The sequence below is a fragment of the Enterobacter sp. BIGb0383 genome, from assembly GCF_003751845.1.
Taxonomy (GTDB): Bacteria; Pseudomonadota; Gammaproteobacteria; order Enterobacterales; family Enterobacteriaceae; genus BIGb0383.
Genome location: NZ_RJKQ01000001.1, coordinates 1,562,118 through 1,577,661 on the forward strand (window position 1 = coordinate 1,562,118; position 15,544 = coordinate 1,577,661).

Genomic DNA, 15,544 nt, shown 5'->3' on the forward strand with positions numbered 1-15,544 from the left:
CAGGGAATTTATTCGGAATCGATATCCTGCAGATCGCCCTCAATCGCCTTCGCGTTCGGGTTTTCCTGCGGCTTCAGCTGGCCGCCGTTGGCGATAAAGTCATTACGCTGGAAGTAGGCTTCGCGCACCATAATATACGGGTCGGAAGACTGACGCAGCAGACCGTCGGAGTCCAGCAGCTGGGCGCGTGTCTCAATCCCTTCCACGGTCCATTTCCCGACCGACAGCGGCCAGGTCAGCCATGAGAGGACCGGATAGAGCGAATCCGCCATATCGCCGACGTCTTCACGCGGCGTGAAGCTGCCGTAGAACGGGAGCTGCAGATACGGGCCATAGCCCACGCCATAGTGCCCCAGCGTGCTGCCGAAGCGGCTCGGTTCAACGCGCTGCAGTTTCGGGTTCGCCATACCGGCGATATCGGCCAGGCCGCCCATCCCCAGCAGGGTATTCAGGAAGAAGCGGGTAAAGTGCACCATGCCCTTATAGGGATCGCCCTTGAGGAAATAGTTCACCATAATGGCCGGCTCTTCGAGGTTGCTGGTGAAGTTGCTCAGGCCATTTCGCGCGGGCTGTGGCACGTAATCGCGCCACGCAACCGCAACCGGTCGCACAACGTAAGGGTCCAGCACGTTAAAGTTGAAGCTATACATCGTGCGGTTAAACCCTTCAAACGGGTCAGAACGTCCCTGCTGCTCACCGGAGCTCGCGCAGCCGACCAGCAGGGTTGCTCCCAGCGCAAGCGCTGACAGGCGAAAATTCATAGAGGTCTCCCTGTTAAAATGGCCTGATGAATTGCCATCGATGACGGAACAGCAGAACGCCTCCGCCCGTTAACGTGTAACCGATTGTATCAGCAAGAGTAACGATGTCACGCCCCCGTTGCGTATGCCGGGGACCTGTTCTCAGCATAGCCGCACTTTTTGCACCGCACACCGCAGGAAAAAATTCAGACGATGTCCTGACGTCGAACCTTACAGAGCCGCTACGCTTAATGGAGCGCAGGTGACGAGAGGCAGCCAGAATGGACGATATTAAAGAAGAGAAAATCGACAAAAACAGCGACGGACTGGAAGTCGAAAGTGAAGAGCAGAGCGAGGGCAAAAAGATCGAGGTGGATGAAGACCGCCTGCCCTCGCGGGCGATGGCGATCCACGAGCATATCCGCCAGGACGGCGAAAAAGAGCTCAAGCGCGACGGGATGGCGCTACTGTGGTCAGCTATTGCTGCGGGGCTCTCAATGGGCGCCTCCCTGCTGGCGAAAGGGATTTTCCACGTTCAGCTCGACGGCATTCCCGGCAGCTTTGTGCTCGAGAACCTCGGCTACACCTTCGGCTTTATCATCGTCATTATGGCCCGCCAGCAGCTGTTTACCGAAAACACCGTCACCGCCGTACTGCCCATTATGCAAAAGCCCACGCTCAGCAATATGGGCCTGCTGATGCGGCTCTGGGGCATTGTGCTGCTGGGTAACCTGATCGGCACCGCCATTGCGGCCTGGGCCTTTGAACATATGCCCATTTTCGACGAGCCAACCCGCGACGCTTTCGTCAAAATAGGTATGGACGTGATGAAAAACAGCCCCGGCGAAATGTTCTCCAACGCCATTATTTCCGGCTGGCTAATCGCCACCATGGTCTGGATGTTCCCCGCCGCCGGAGCGGCAAAGATCGTGGTGATTATCCTGATGACATGGCTTATTGCCCTGGCCGATACCACCCATATCGTGGTCGGCGCGGTGGAGATCTTCTACCTGGTCTTTAACGGGGATGTGCAGTGGCAGGCGTTTATCTGGCCCTTCGCCCTGCCGACGCTGGCAGGCAATATCTGCGGCGGCACCTTTATTTTCGCCCTGCTTAGCCACGCCCAGATCCGCAATGATATGAGCAATAAACGCAGGGCCGAAGCCGAGGCCCGGGCCAAAGAAGCCAAAGAAAATCAGCCCTGAATGGCGACGCTTTAAGCAGTCAGGCGGCCAGGCGCTTACCCTGCCCGGGAAAAAACGCTATACTGGCGCCGCCTTGTCTCCTTAGTTAAATGGATATAACGAGCCCCTCCTAAGGGCTAGTTGCAGGTTCGATTCCTGCAGGGGACACCAGTACACCTTTCCTGACGTTTACCAAAATCAATCAATCCCCCCTTGTACTCAGCGCCATTAATGAGTTTTATTCATAAGCCAATTCAGCTTTTACATACTAATCATCAGTGCGCCTTTGACCTAGACTGTTAGCTTTAACACGATCGGGAATTTTTAAGTGGAATATTCAACGTTAAGCAATGATCTTAAAATGCCTATGGTTGGTTTTGGCGTTTTCCAGGTCACCGATAAAGAAGAATGCAAACAGTCAGTATTGGGTGCTATCCGCGCAGGCTATCGTCTTATCGATACCGCAGCCGTTTACGGTAACGAAGATGCCGTCGGTGACGCCGTACGTGAAGCCATTGATGCCGGTCTGTGTACCCGTGAGGAGTTATTTATAACCTCTAAACTTTGGGTCCAGGATATGGGTAACTATGATATGGCCATAGCGGGGATTGAATCATCACTAAAAAAATCAGGGTTAGAATACTTTGATCTTTATTTACTGCATCAGGCAATGCGCGATTATTTCAGCGCGTGGCGTGCTCTGGAGGAGGCCTACGAAGCAGGTAAACTGAAAGCGATTGGCGTATCCAATTTCTATCCTCACGTGTTAGCAAACTTCTGTGAAACAGTCAGAATCAGGCCGATGGTCAACCAGGTCGAATTGCACCCGTACTTTGTACAGGCTGAAGCGCTTGAGACCATGAAGTACTATAACGTTCAGCCTGAAGCCTGGGCACCATTAGGCGGTGGGAGACATAAGCCTTATGAAAGTGAGCTGCTTCAGCAAATTGCCAATGCCCATCAAAAAAGCGTTGCTCAGGTTGTCCTGCGCTGGAACCTGCAGCGGGGTGTGACGATCATTCCTAAATCCACGAAGCTGAAGCGTATTGAAGAGAACATTTCCATCTGGGATTTCACGCTGTCGGATAACGAAATGGCGCAAATCAGTTCACTCGATTTAGGTTATGTTGGCGATTCAGTCAAACATTTTAAGCCCGAATTCGTGCGCGGCTGCCTCGGCGTAAAAATACATAGCTGACAGTGATACATTCAAGGGGAATGTTTTCCATTCCCCTGTGAAACTGACTTATTTGACAAATTTCTCCGCGATATCAAATACACGCTTGCCAAACAGCTTTGCTGTCTCAAGGTCACCCGACGGGATCTCATCCGCACCGGCATCGGCTGGAGACTGGACCAACAAACCAGAGAAACCGCCAAGATTATTGATATCATTTCTTGACGAGGCTTTTAAACTCGCAGGCAGAATGCCTAAGCCAACCCAAATACCGGCGTGCTGAGACGCCAGCGTCTGGAATTGCAGCAGTGTATTGAATTTATCGCCGTTCAATGCCGCACTGTTAGTAAATCCGGCAAAGACTTTGTCTTTCCAGCCGAGTTTCGCCCATATTTTAGAAGAGTCATCAGAGAATCGTTTAAACTGCCACGGCGCAGACCCCATATATGTTGGCGCACCAAAAATAATAGCATCGGAACGATTCAGGGTTTCCCAGTCATTATCTGCCAGGGTTCCTTCACTTGAAATAGAAATTAATTCCGCCTGCGCAGCCGCAGCGACAACCTCCGCAACCGCTTTGGTATGTCCATAGCCAGAAAAATACACCACACTTACTTTAACACTCATACATACCTCATTGATGTCAATCGTCAAATAAATAACCGAGAGTAATAAATCAGTCTATCAGACTTGGATCGCCCAGATCCCAGGCAATGCCGTCACCACGATTCATGAGTTTTATTAAATTCATATCTTCCTCACTTATATCAAAACCAAACACATCGAGGTTCTGTCGCATGCGTTCCGGATTGAGGCTTTTAGGAAGTACCGGGTAGCCTTGCTGCACAGCCCATCGCAATAAAAATTGAGCTTCCGTAACATTGTATTTTTGGGCTAAAGTAGAAAACACGGCGCCATCATCGATCATTGCCTGAGTTTTTCCACTTGTCTGATCGGGTTTATTCCGCCATGTCGATAACGGTGCCAGACTACTGTAAGCAATAGGTGCAATACCATTAATCTCAAGGTATTCACGTAATTCTGGTTTTTGCGACCACGGATGAAGTTCGATCTGGTTTACATCAGGCAGAGGCAGGCCAGCGTTCTTTATTTCATCCAGGTGCTTTATACTGTAGTTACTGACGCCAATACTTTTTACTCTGCCAGAAAGCTGGAGTTCAAGTAACGCTTCCCATTGCGACAGGCGCTGCTCACCACCATGTGGAGAGTGAATAAGATATAAATCGACATAATCGAGGCCGAGTTTCTCTAAGCTTTGATTGTAAGCGGCAAGGGTATCTTGCTTATTCTTACTTTCCTCACCCCAACCAGCATATCCGGGCCAGAGCTTTGTCGTTACAAATATATCGTCTCTGGTGAGCGATAAATCGCTTAAGGCCTTCTTGATCCCCAGACCCACGCCGACTTCATTATTGTATACTGCCGCAGTATCAATATGCCGATAGCCTACTTTAATGGCATTAAAGACCGCATCTGCGACCTCTTCGTCTGTAATCAGAAAGGTACCATACCCGACCAGGGGGATCCGGGTTCCATTACCTGTTTCCGTATAAGTCACATTTTTTTGCATAGCCACCTCTATAAGAGTCTGTTGCGTAAGGGCCCATGGCGGCCTGGCATACCGTCACAGCCACATCAATTTGTCGACACAGAAAAGATATCGGCAACGATTTTCCTTTATGGTAACCATCGCCCAGAGAATGTTAACCTCATGTTAAGTCGTTTCTGTCTCAACCTTGAGTTGATAGTGATCGGCAACGGATCGCGTTATACTAACGTGCCGTTACTTTTGCCTTTGATATAATAGAGATGTCAGGAGTGTGCCAGTGGATATTTCGCAACATGTTCGTGCAATTATTTCATTTGTCGAAGCAGCTGATTCCCAAAGCTTCGCGGCAGCTTCAAGAAAACTCAAAATCACTTCTGCTGCTGTAAGTAAGAATATCGCCAGCCTTGAAAAAGTGCTGGGAGTACGGCTTATGAACAGAACGACAAGAACCCTTTCACTGACCAAAGAGGGCGAACTTTTTCTTGCTCATGTACGCATAGCGCTGGGGGCACTGGAAAATGCTGTCGATATGGTGATGACGGAAAAAAATGAGAACAGAGGCCACGTAAGAATTTCAACCAGTGCCGCTTTTGGCTCAGATTTTATTGTTCCTGAACTTGTCGGGTTAATTAAAGAGTTTACAAACCTAACCGTCGAAGTGGACTTTGACGATAATATTATAGATTTAGTCGACAACGGCTATGATATTGTTATACGCGGTGGAAAAATCACCGACTCGGCATTCATCTCAAGGTCAATTTGTAAAATGCCAACTGTCCTTGTCGCCTCGCCTGAATATCTTTCCCGGCATGGCATTCCTGATTCAGCTGCCGAACTGAGTAATCACACACTAATCCCCAGAAAATTCATTGATGGCAGAATTAGCCCGTGGGGATTCAAAGGATCTGACGGGACACTCTCATTTATCACCCCAAAAAACGCTAAGATAACGCTCACCAACCCTAAGTCCCTTACCGATGTGGCGGTTCTGGGACTCGGTATAGCACAGGTAGGCGTTCATAATTGTCTGAAAGAAATCGAGAATGGCGCTTTAAAGGTCTTGTTGTTTGATGAACATGACCCTGGTGATTTTGAAATGGTTATTCAATATCCTCACCGGGCATTGATTGCACAACGTGTGCAAACAACAGTACAGTATCTTTTAGATAAATTACGCTTAAAAAAAGAACTCAGCACGCCATTAAAAGAGTTAAAACAATACAGTGTCTGACCTAAGTCACTTGATTAATGGCGCAAGCTCGAACTATAAAGATATCGATAACGCGATGGCGGTATCTTATACTTTTTGGAAAATATCCTTGTAAAGCTCTGCTGCGACCCAAAACCATATTCAATCGAGATGGTCAGGATGTTTTTGTTTGTCGATATAAGGTCATTTACTGCTAAATCTAACTTTCTGTCCCTGATATAGCACGCTATTGTTTTTTTCTTATGCTGATAAAAAACCCTTTGCAAATGCCATTTTGAATAACCTGATTTTACGGAAATATCTTCGATCCTCAGTGGCTTGTCAATGTTCGCATCAATCCACTGCAGAATATCTTCTATCATATAATATAATTTCAGCATTCTTTCCCTTGCGAAGATCCCGGGCCATCTGGTCCCGGAGGTTTTTGACCCTGCAAGATTATCGATATATAAATAAACAAACAACGTAAACTCAGGTTGATGCACCTTTAACCTTTACCTCATAAATCCTGGAACAAAAACACTGCCCGGACTTCGCACGGCCCATTGTTAACTTTAGGTCAGTAGTCCTGTTAGCTCAGGTAGGGTACTCGTGGATAAATATCCTCTCTATATTATCAAGAATCGGTTATGTCATTCGAGGAACGAAATATGGCAAGGAAAGAAGAGCAGGTTTCATCACCGGCGCAGACATCGCCGTTGATGGCGGATTTGGTATCTAATCATTTTTGAGTCCTGAGGAATGTTTTATGAAAAAAGTCGTTATTATCTCCGGTCATCCCGACCTGAAAACCTCCGTCGCCAACGCCACTATCCTCGAAGAGGTTTCTCAGGCCCTGCCGGAAGTGGAAATCCGTCGTCTGGACACGCTCTACCCTGACTACGACTTCAATATTGAGGCTGAGCAGACCGCGCTATTACATGCCGACCTCATCATCTGGCAGTTTCCTTTTTCCTGGTATTCCGTACCTGGCTTGATGAAACTGTGGATAGATAACGTATTTCTGCACGGTTTCTCACATGGCTCTAAAGGCAAGCTCGCCGGAAAAAAACTGCTGCTGTCGTTTACTACCGGTGCGCCGGAAGTCGCCTATTCACGCGATGGCGCCTTCAGTTACAGGGTAGATGATTACCTGCCGCAGTTCGAGACGACCGCAACATTATGCAATCTTGAGTTGCAACCCTCTATTTATACCAATGGTATCAGCTACACCAGCCGTGATAACGAAGACATATTGAAAGCACAATATAGAGCTGCAAAAGATCATGCCACCCGCCTGATTGCAACAATCAAAGCTCTGGCGTCCTGATAAAATATCCGGAGATAAAAATGTACGTAATTCATATTACCGTTAACAGCGACGTCAGCGAAAAGCAACGTACTGAGATGTTCCCTTTCCATGCAGAGTGGCTGCAGAAATATTTTCGGGAAGGAAAATTTTTAATACTCGGACCAAAAGTGAATACCAATGCACATGCTGGTGTTATTTTAGCCCAGTCGGACAGTATTGAGGAATTATATTCTATCCTAAACGAGGATTGCTTCTATCCGGATTATGCGCAATACGAGATCCATGAGTTCTTGCCGAAATTTATTTCCTCCGAAATTTATAAATTTGTGGGTCAGTAGATTCATTTAGCGGCCAGAGCTAATACCTGAATATTTTTACCGTTACAGAGGTCGAAATGAAAATTGCGTTAGTTACGGGTGCCGGACGACAAGCCGGCCTGGGTTTTGAAACCTCTCGTCAGTTAGCCCAGAAAGGATTTCATGTTGTTTTAACTGCCCGCAAGTACGAGCAGGCCAGCGTTCTGGCTAATATTTTACGTGATGAAAAGCTAAGCGTTTCCCCCTTAGAGATCGACACAACGGATGCCAGCAGCGTCAGTAAGGCGGTTCAGCATATTACTGAGCATTACCGTCAGTTAGATGTCCTGATCAACAATGCTGCAATTATGGCAGTCACACCGGTAACGGGCATAAAATCCGATCTTGAAACGGCCAGCCGCCAGTTTGAGACGAATTTACTGGGTAGCTGGCGCATGTCTCAGGAATTCTACGAATTATTAAAAGCCTCAGGAAATGCCCGCGTTGTTAATGTCTCCAGCGGAGCCGGTGCATTCTGGGATCCGGACTACGGTCTGGTTAATAATCCAGGTTTCGAGATGAGTCAGTTTGGTGACGTACCTATTGGAACATACGCGCTGTCTAAATTAGCGTTAAATGGCCTGACGATAAAATTGTCGCAGGATTTCAGGGACGCAAACATTCTGGTGAATTCCGTCTGCCCGGGGCTGGTTGCAACGTATCCCGGTTCACCTGGGCGTCCGGTGGAAGATGGGGCTAAAAGCATTCTGTGGGCTGCAACGTTGCCCGATAATGGCCCCACCGGTCTTTTCTTCAGAGACGGTAAGCAGTTACCCTGGTGATCGGTTATAAATTTTGATGCTCAATAGCGCGGCGTAGATGCTTTCTGAAGGCATCGGGCTGCGTTTTAACCTTCACCACGCAGCACATCTGCTGACTAAATAGTCACTTCAAAAAACTCCTCATCGCCTCAATAATCTCATCGGCATTCCGGTCGGCATCCTGCCGCTGAAGACGCGCCACTTCGGTGCGCACGCTGATTTCCAGAATTTCACGCATCATCGATTTAAGCGCACCATTGACCGCCGCCAGCTGCTGGAGCGTCCCGGAACACGCCAGCGGAAAGGCGAGCGTGCCTTCAATCGACGCCAGTTGCCCTTTGATTTTATTGAATCGAATCTGAAGTTTGTGCTGCTCTGCCTGCGTTAAGTCAATCACTCTCTCTTTCATCACCGCTATTCTCTGGATCCTCTGCAGGGTTGCTCCCCGCCGCAATAGATGTATTATGTTATAACATAACAATTTAAGGATTGAGAACGTGTTCACCCCAAAAATGCTCTTACTGCCTGCGCTGTTTGCCCTGGCCCAGGCTGCGGTTGCGGCCCCCGCTTTCCCACTGACCGTTGATAATTGCGGCCTCAAACAAACCTTCACTCAGGCACCACAGCGGGTGGTGACCGTCGGCCAGCATGAAACGGAGCTGCTGCTGGCGCTGGGGCTTGAGAAGAAGATTAGCGCGACCTCGGTATGGTTTGGTCCTTTACCTGATTCGCTCAAGGAGCAGGGTCAATCTCTGAAAAAGCTGGCGGATAACTCACCGTCCTTTGAAGCGGTCGTGGCTGAAAGACCGGATCTGGTGCTCGCCCAGTATCACTGGCATATCGGGCCGCAGGGCGAAGTCGGCACCCGGGAACAGTTTACCTCCCTGGGAATTAAGACCTGGATCTCCCCGGCCGACTGCACCGATAAAAGCGTGACCGACACGTCGAACAGCGATGGCGCACGCAGTACGCCCTTCTCGATGGCGGAAATTGAGCGCGAAGTCACTGAGCTGGCCGCCATTTTTGACGTACCGCAGCAGGGTGTAAAACTGAACCAGGCCCTGGAGCAGCGTATTGAACAGGCGCAGAAACGCGCCAGCGCAGAGCACAAGACGCCGCTGAAAGTGGTGTTCTGGTTCTCCAGTACTCGCCTGAACGGCGACCCGTGGGTGGCGGGTGATTTCGGGGCGCCGGGCTGGATTGCGAATACGCTGGGGCTGAAAAACATTATCGAATCCCATGATGAGTGGCCAGCGGTGACATGGGAGCATATCGCCCAGTCGCAGCCGGATGTGATCGTCATTGCCGATATGGCGCGTCGACTCTATCCGGCGGATGACGTGGCGGTGAAAGAGCAGTTCTTACGCAGCGATCCGGTCACGAAAAATATTCCGGCCGTCAAAAAGGGGCATATCATCGTGGTCCCCGCGATGTCGCTGAACCCGTCCCTGCGTAATGTGGATGCTGTCGAAATAATGAGCGAAGCGCTGGCGAAGTTTCAGGCGCAGCAATGAGTAGTCTTGCCATACGACTGCCCTTCCCCCTGCCGCGCTGGCGGTATCCGGCGCTGATGGGCATCGGCATACTGACATTGCCATTGATGCTGGCGCTTGCCGCCAGCATCGGTGATATGCCGGTCTCCTTTACAAATGCAGGCAAAGCCATTCTTAACGGACTTGGGCTGACATCCTGGGACCTGCCGCAGATTGAAGAAGGGATCGTCTGGCAGTACCGCATGAGCCGTGCCCTGATGGCGGCCTGCAGCGGAGGTGGCCTGGCGCTGTGCGGCCTGGTGTTACAGGCGATTTTACGTAACCCGCTGGCGGAGCCCTATCTGCTGGGGATTTCCGCCGGTGCCTCCCTGGGGGCGGTGTGCGTTATGCTGCTGGGAATTGGCGGCAGCACCCTGGGCGTCAGCAGCGGCGCGTTTATCGGCGCCTGCGCCGCCTTCGTGCTGATTATGCTGATCACCCGTGGCATGACGGAAAGCCCGTCGCGCATTCTGCTGGCGGGGATCGCCGGAACCCAGCTGTTTAATGCCCTGACGGCGTATGTCGTCAGCACCTCCGCCAATGCCGAGCAGTCCCGCAGCGTGATGTTCTGGCTGCTGGGTAGCCTGAGCGGCGTGCGCTGGCCGGATGCCATGCTGGCGCTGGGGGTAACGCTGGCGGGTTTGCTGGTGATCCTGGCTTTTGCCCATGCGCTGGATACCTTTACCTTTGGCGACGAGGTGTCGACCACGCTGGGCATTCCGGTAACCCTGGTGCGTATTGTGCTGCTGCTCACCTGTGCGTTGGTCACGGCGATCATGGTCAGCACCATTGGCGCAGTGGGCTTTGTCGGACTGGTGATCCCCCACGTCACGCGTATGCTCTGCGGGCCAGGTCACCGTCGCTCCATCCCGCTCACCTTTCTTATCGGCAGCCATTTTATGATCCTCGCCGATATCGTTTCCCGGACGCTTATCACCCACCAGGTTCTGCCGATTGGGGTCGTGACCGCTCTGGTGGGTGCGCCCGCGTTTGTGGTGATGCTGTATCGCAGCAGGGAGAAAAGAAGATGAAGATTGCCGTTTCCGGACTGCAGGTGGCGCTGCAGTCGCAACGCGTGCTCCATGACATCACTCTTGAACTGACGGCCGGACAGGTCGTCGGCCTGTTGGGGCCTAACGGCTCAGGGAAATCCACCCTGCTGCGCTGTCTGGCCGGGTTATTTCCCCGGCAGGCGGAGCATATCAGTCTGAACGGGACCTCGCTCGCCGCGATGCCGCTGAAAGCGCGGGCAAAGCAGATAGCCTTTGTGCCCCAGCATGCCGAAGTCGACGGGGATCTTTCCGTCGAGCAGATCGTCCGCCTGGGCCGCACGCCGCATCGTCGGGCGCTGCAGGGCTTAAGCGCCGCCGATGAGGCTGCGGTTGAGGATGCCATACGTCAGATGCAGCTCTCCGGGCTGCGTAAACGTCCTTGGCATCAGCTCTCCGGCGGGGAGCGCCAGCGCAGTCAGATTGCCCGCGCCCTGGCGCAGCAGCCGCGGATATTGCTGCTCGATGAACCGACCAACCATCTCGATATTCAGTACCAGCTCGAACTGATGCGGCTGATTGCAAAGCTCCCGCTGACGGTGGTGGTCGCGCTGCACGATCTCAATCTTGCCGCGAACTACTGTCAGCACCTGGTGCTGTTAAAATCGGGACGGGTGGTGACGAGCGGCACGCCTGATAAGGTGCTAACCGCCGACCAAATTGAGGAGACCTGGAGCGTCAGGGCTAACGTCAGAAGGGAGGAGAATGCGATTGGGATCAGCTACGTCATGGCGTAGCCCATCTCCGCATTGACCACCGCAGAAAAAGGACGGCGGCAAGGCGTCGTTAACTGGCGACAGTCAGATACATTAACGTGCCGCGCCCTCCCCTGACAAACCCCATCCTGAATCGGCTATTTTCTGCATCTCACCCTGCTCTTTAGCGTAAAAATCCATCGCAAAAACAAGCCGCTGGCACGGTGCCACATTGGTCACAGTGAGGCGTCGCCGGAACCAAATTTATTACGCTTTGCAATTAAAGTGTCGCCGATCGAAGACAGTTCTAAGTTACTAAAAATAAATAAGAAAACCCCTCTTGTAAGGCCATATTTTTAGGCGTACATTAGCGCCGTCTCGTACCAAAAGGTGCAGAATTCTGAGGTGCTGCTGTGGTCAGAAATGGGAGATTAGTCTCATTTTGAATCTGGCACAGTGTCAGCTCTCTATAATCAGTCAGGACTTATCATTGATGGCGTGCAGAATGCGCGCGGAGTGATGAAACGTGAAATATTTCTTTATGGGCATTTCGGTGATGGTATTAGTCTGGGCCGGAACATTTGCCCTGATGATCTGAGCAAATACTGAATGTGAAAAAGGCGCCGATGGCGCCTTTTTCATGTCCCGAATTCGGGGTTATTCCACGCTTTTACTGCTCGCCGGCAGCAGCCCGTCGGCGCGGAACATCGCTTTGATGCCTCTGACGGCCTGACGAATACGGTCGCGGTTCTCAATCAGCGCAAAGCGGACGTGCGTATCACCGTAGTCACCAAAACCGATGCCCGGTGAAACGCAGACTTTGGCGTCGCTCAGCAGCTTTTTGGCAAACTCCAGCGAGCCCATTGCCGCGTACTGATCCGGGATTTTGGCCCACACGTACATCGACGCTTTCGGCATTTCCACCATCCAGCCCGCCTCATGCAGCCCTTTTACCAGCACGTCACGGCGGCGCTTATACTGCTCGGCAATATCCTTCACGCACTGCTGATCGCCTTCCAGCGCCGCAATCGCTGCCACCTGCAGCGGCGTAAAGGTACCGTAGTCATGGTAGCTTTTGATACGCGCCAGGGCGCTGACCAGCTGCGGGTTGCCGACCATAAAACCGATACGCCAGCCGGCCATATTGTAGCTTTTTGACAGGGTAAAGAACTCTACCGCCACGTCGCGGGCACCCGGCACCTGCATAATCGACGGTGCCTGCCAGCCATCGTAGACGATATCGGCATAGGCCAGATCGTGTACCACCAGCACATCGTAGCGTTTCGCCAGAGCCACAACTTTCTCGAAAAAGTCGAGCTCGACGCACTGGGCGGTCGGGTTGGACGGGAAGCCGAGGATCATCATTTTCGGTTTCGGGTAACTTTCGCGGATAGCGCGTTCCAGCTCGTTAAAGAAATCGACGCCTTCCACCAGCGGCACGGATCGCACCTGCGCCCCGGCAATCACCGCCCCGTAGATATGAATCGGGTAGCTTGGGTTCGGCACCAGGACGGTATCGCCGTGATCCAGCGTGGCCAGCATCAGATGCGCCAGCCCCTCTTTCGAGCCGATGGTGACAATAGCTTCGCTTTCCGGGTCAATCTCTACGCTGTAGCGATCCTGATACCAGCGAGAAATCGCCCGACGAAGACGAGGGATCCCCCGCGACGTGGAATAGCCGTGGGTATCCGGGCGCTGGGCCACGGTGCAGAGTTTTTCGACGATATGCGGCGGCGTCGGGCCATCGGGGTTGCCCATACTGAAATCGATAATATCTTCGCCGCGCCGACGCGCAGCCATTTTCAGTTCGGCGGTAATATTGAAAACATAAGGGGGAAGACGATCGATACGCGTAAAGCGACGTTCAGGACTGTGCTCAGCCATAAATTCCTCAGATAACGTTAGCGCCCGGACCGTCCGAGCGACGCTGCCACGTTGTGGTGGCATGAAGAGAAAATAACCTGAACAAAAACCCGCTGTCGAGAGGGTGAGCGAAAAATAAATGCGGCGGCTAAAAACAGGAAATCCTGGAAAGGACAATTAAATCACTTATCCGCTTAATGCTCATTTAGATACAAAAAGACAACATTAAATCATCGCTCAGGTAACACCAAAGGCAGCGAAATTTTCTGCATGACGCGCATACTGGATAAATATCCAACAATCCCCTTTTTAAACTGTGGTTTTTCCCGTTTATCCTTGCAAAACCGCGACTGGTCAACGGCCGCCGGGTCTCTTATCATAGTGTTTTCACGCGATTGTCATGGCGTCCCGATGCACGAAATTTTTACGATGTTGCTGGCGGTATTCGATCGGGCAGCACTGATGTTGATCTGCCTGTTTTTCCTTATTCGCATCCGACTGTTCCGCGAGCTGCTGCATAAGACGGCCCACACGCCGCAGGAGCTGCTTGCCGTAACGGCTATTTTCTCGATGTTCGCCCTGTTCAGTACCTGGTCCGGCGTGCACGTGGAAGGCTCGCTGGTTAACGTCAGGATCATCGCCGTGATGGCGGGCGGCATCCTGTTTGGTCCCTGGGTGGGGATTATTACCGGCATCATCGCCGGGATTCACCGCTATCTGATCGATATCGGCGGCGTTACCGCGATCCCCTGTTTTATCACCAGCATTATCGCCGGCTGTCTCTCCGGCTGGATCAACTGCCGGGTACCGAAAGCCCAGCACTGGCGAATTGGTATCCTCGGCGGAATGCTGTGCGAAACGCTGACCATGATCCTGGTGGTCGTCTGGGCGCCCACCACCCAGCTGGGCCTCGATATCGTGTCGAAAATCGGTATTCCGATGATTCTGGGCACGGTCTGTATCGGCTTTATCGTTCTGCTGGTGCAGAGTGTTGAAGGTGAAAAAGAGGCGCTTGCCGCGCGTCAGGCCAAGCTCGCGCTGGATATTGCCAATAAAACCCTGCCGCTGTTCCGCCACGTTAACAGCGAATCCCTGCGTCAGGTCTGCGACATTATCCGCCGCGATATCAGCGCCGATGCGGTCGCCATCACCAATATCGACCATGTTCTGGCCTATGTCGGCGTCGGGGAAGACAACTATCGCTACAGCGACGATATCATCAGCCCGACCACCCGCCGGGCGATTGATCACGGCGAAATCGTCATCAGAAACAATGACGAGGCCCATCGGACCCCGGAGATCCACTCTCTGCTGGTGATCCCGCTGTGGGAAAAAGGGGTCGTGACCGGCACGCTGAAAATTTATTACTGCCACGCGCACCAGATCACTTCCACGCTGCAGGAGATGGCCGTCGGGCTGTCGCAGATTATCTCCACTCAGCTGGAGGTTTCTCGCGCCGAGCAGCTGAGAGAGATGGCCAACAAGGCCGAGCTGCGCGCCCTGCAAAGTAAAATTAATCCCCATTTTCTGTTTAACGCGCTGAATGCGATCTCGTCATCGATTCGCCTCAATCCGGACACCGCCCGCCAGCTGATTTTTAATCTGTCGCGCTATCTTCGCTATAACATTGAATTAAAAGACGATGAGCAGATCGATATTAAGAAAGAGCTGTATCAGATTATGGATTACATCACCATCGAGCAGGCGCGCTTCGGCGACAAGCTGACGGTGATCTACGATATTGATGATGAAGTCAGCTGCGTGATCCCCAGCCTGCTGATCCAGCCCCTGGTGGAAAACGCCATCGTTCACGGTATCCAGCCCTGTAAAGGCAAGGGCGTGGTGACCATTAGCGTGGCGGAGTGCGGTAATCGGGTGCGCATCAGCGTGCGCGACACCGGTAACGGCATCGATCCGAAAGTCATTGAGCGCGTGGAAGCCAACGAAATGCCGGGCAATAAAATCGGGCTACTGAACGTGCATCACCGGGTGAAGCTGCTTTACGGCGAAGGGCTGCATATCCGGCGTCTGGAGCCGGGGACCGAAATCACATTTTATGTGCCTAATCAGGGCACGCCGTCAACGACGCCTGTCACGCTGTTGCTCTAGCCGGGAG

At 52.0% G+C, this 15,544-nt stretch carries 17 protein-coding genes and 1 tRNA gene; 12 read left to right on the forward strand and 6 right to left on the reverse strand.

Annotation, left to right across the window (positions count from 1 at the left end; all coding sequences use genetic code 11):
* Positions 1-8: 8 nt before the first annotated feature.
* Positions 9-761, reverse strand: coding sequence for a phospholipid-binding lipoprotein MlaA (gene mlaA, locus EDF81_RS07405; RefSeq protein WP_123347436.1), 753 nt, complete (start codon positions 759-761; stop codon positions 9-11).
* Positions 762-1,030: 269 nt separating this feature from the next.
* Between mlaA and EDF81_RS07410 the strand changes: the two genes are divergently transcribed.
* From EDF81_RS07410 to EDF81_RS07420, 3 genes are all read left to right on the forward strand, one after another.
* Positions 1,031-1,945, forward strand: a complete 915-nt coding sequence (locus tag EDF81_RS07410; RefSeq protein ID WP_123347701.1) for a formate/nitrite transporter family protein — start codon at positions 1,031-1,033, stop codon at positions 1,943-1,945.
* Positions 1,946-2,020: 75 nt separating this feature from the next.
* A tRNA-Arg gene (locus tag EDF81_RS07415) sits at positions 2,021-2,095 on the forward strand.
* Between the two features lie 157 nt (positions 2,096-2,252).
* Positions 2,253-3,122 carry an aldo/keto reductase gene (locus EDF81_RS07420; protein WP_123347437.1) on the forward strand — a complete coding sequence of 290 codons (870 nt, stop codon included), beginning with the start codon at positions 2,253-2,255 and terminating at the stop codon, positions 3,120-3,122.
* A gap of 48 nt (positions 3,123-3,170) precedes the next feature.
* Here EDF81_RS07420 and EDF81_RS07425 read toward each other — a convergent pair whose 3' ends face one another.
* Positions 3,171-3,728: a flavodoxin family protein gene (locus EDF81_RS07425; RefSeq protein ID WP_123347438.1), complete on the reverse strand. Its 558-nt coding sequence runs from the start codon at positions 3,726-3,728 to the stop codon at positions 3,171-3,173.
* 49 nt (positions 3,729-3,777) lie between these two features.
* Complete coding sequence (locus EDF81_RS07430; protein WP_123347439.1) at positions 3,778-4,692, reverse strand: aldo/keto reductase; 915 nt, start codon at positions 4,690-4,692, stop codon at positions 3,778-3,780.
* A 256-nt stretch (positions 4,693-4,948) separates the two neighbouring features.
* Here EDF81_RS07430 and EDF81_RS07435 point away from each other — a divergent pair, with 256 nt between their 5' ends.
* Entirely contained in the window at positions 4,949-5,902 is a 954-nt protein-coding gene (locus tag EDF81_RS07435) for a LysR family transcriptional regulator (protein ID WP_123347440.1), read from the forward strand.
* 14 nt (positions 5,903-5,916) lie between these two features.
* Here the strand turns inward: EDF81_RS07435 and EDF81_RS07440 are convergent, their stop codons facing one another.
* Positions 5,917-6,261, reverse strand: coding sequence for a helix-turn-helix domain-containing protein (locus tag EDF81_RS07440; RefSeq protein ID WP_123347441.1), 345 nt, complete (start codon positions 6,259-6,261; stop codon positions 5,917-5,919).
* A gap of 368 nt (positions 6,262-6,629) precedes the next feature.
* Here EDF81_RS07440 and EDF81_RS07445 point away from each other — a divergent pair, with 368 nt between their 5' ends.
* Genes EDF81_RS07445 through EDF81_RS07455 form a run of 3 tightly spaced genes read left to right on the forward strand, consistent with a single transcriptional unit; the run spans position 6,630 to position 8,310 of the window.
* A complete protein-coding gene (locus tag EDF81_RS07445; RefSeq protein ID WP_123347442.1) occupies positions 6,630-7,190 on the forward strand; it encodes an NAD(P)H-dependent oxidoreductase in 561 nt (186 codons plus the stop codon).
* A gap of 20 nt (positions 7,191-7,210) precedes the next feature.
* Positions 7,211-7,510, forward strand: coding sequence for a YciI family protein (locus EDF81_RS07450; RefSeq protein WP_123347443.1), 300 nt, complete (start codon positions 7,211-7,213; stop codon positions 7,508-7,510).
* Positions 7,511-7,566: 56 nt separating this feature from the next.
* The gene (locus EDF81_RS07455) at positions 7,567-8,310 is read left to right on the forward strand and encodes an SDR family NAD(P)-dependent oxidoreductase (protein WP_123347444.1); all 744 of its coding nucleotides are present in this window, start codon (positions 7,567-7,569) and stop codon (positions 8,308-8,310) included.
* A gap of 103 nt (positions 8,311-8,413) precedes the next feature.
* Here EDF81_RS07455 and EDF81_RS07460 read toward each other — a convergent pair whose 3' ends face one another.
* Positions 8,414-8,698, reverse strand: a complete 285-nt coding sequence (locus EDF81_RS07460; RefSeq protein ID WP_123347445.1) for a metal-sensing transcriptional repressor — start codon at positions 8,696-8,698, stop codon at positions 8,414-8,416.
* A 103-nt stretch (positions 8,699-8,801) separates the two neighbouring features.
* Here EDF81_RS07460 and EDF81_RS07465 point away from each other — a divergent pair, with 103 nt between their 5' ends.
* The 4 genes from EDF81_RS07465 (at position 8,802) to ypdK (ending at position 12,163) form a co-directional block, all read left to right on the forward strand.
* Complete coding sequence (locus EDF81_RS07465) at positions 8,802-9,803, forward strand: ABC transporter substrate-binding protein (protein WP_123347446.1); 1,002 nt, start codon at positions 8,802-8,804, stop codon at positions 9,801-9,803.
* A 56-nt stretch (positions 9,804-9,859) separates the two neighbouring features.
* Complete coding sequence (locus tag EDF81_RS07470; RefSeq protein ID WP_123347702.1) at positions 9,860-10,852, forward strand: iron ABC transporter permease; 993 nt, start codon at positions 9,860-9,862, stop codon at positions 10,850-10,852.
* Positions 10,849-11,607: an ABC transporter ATP-binding protein gene (locus EDF81_RS07475; protein WP_123347447.1), complete on the forward strand. Its 759-nt coding sequence runs from the start codon at positions 10,849-10,851 to the stop codon at positions 11,605-11,607. The genes EDF81_RS07470 and EDF81_RS07475 overlap by 4 nt, the downstream gene beginning before the upstream one ends.
* Positions 11,608-12,091: 484 nt before the next feature.
* Complete coding sequence (ypdK, locus tag EDF81_RS07480) at positions 12,092-12,163, forward strand: membrane protein YpdK (protein ID WP_123347703.1); 72 nt, start codon at positions 12,092-12,094, stop codon at positions 12,161-12,163.
* Between the two features lie 59 nt (positions 12,164-12,222).
* On the opposite strand, the gene alaC is transcribed toward ypdK, so the two are convergent.
* Entirely contained in the window at positions 12,223-13,449 is a 1,227-nt protein-coding gene (alaC, locus tag EDF81_RS07485; RefSeq protein WP_123347448.1) for an alanine transaminase, read from the reverse strand.
* A 390-nt stretch (positions 13,450-13,839) separates the two neighbouring features.
* Between alaC and EDF81_RS07490 the strand changes: the two genes are divergently transcribed.
* A complete protein-coding gene (locus EDF81_RS07490; RefSeq protein ID WP_123347449.1) occupies positions 13,840-15,537 on the forward strand; it encodes a sensor histidine kinase in 1,698 nt (565 codons plus the stop codon).
* The last annotated feature ends 7 nt before the right edge of the window (positions 15,538-15,544 follow it).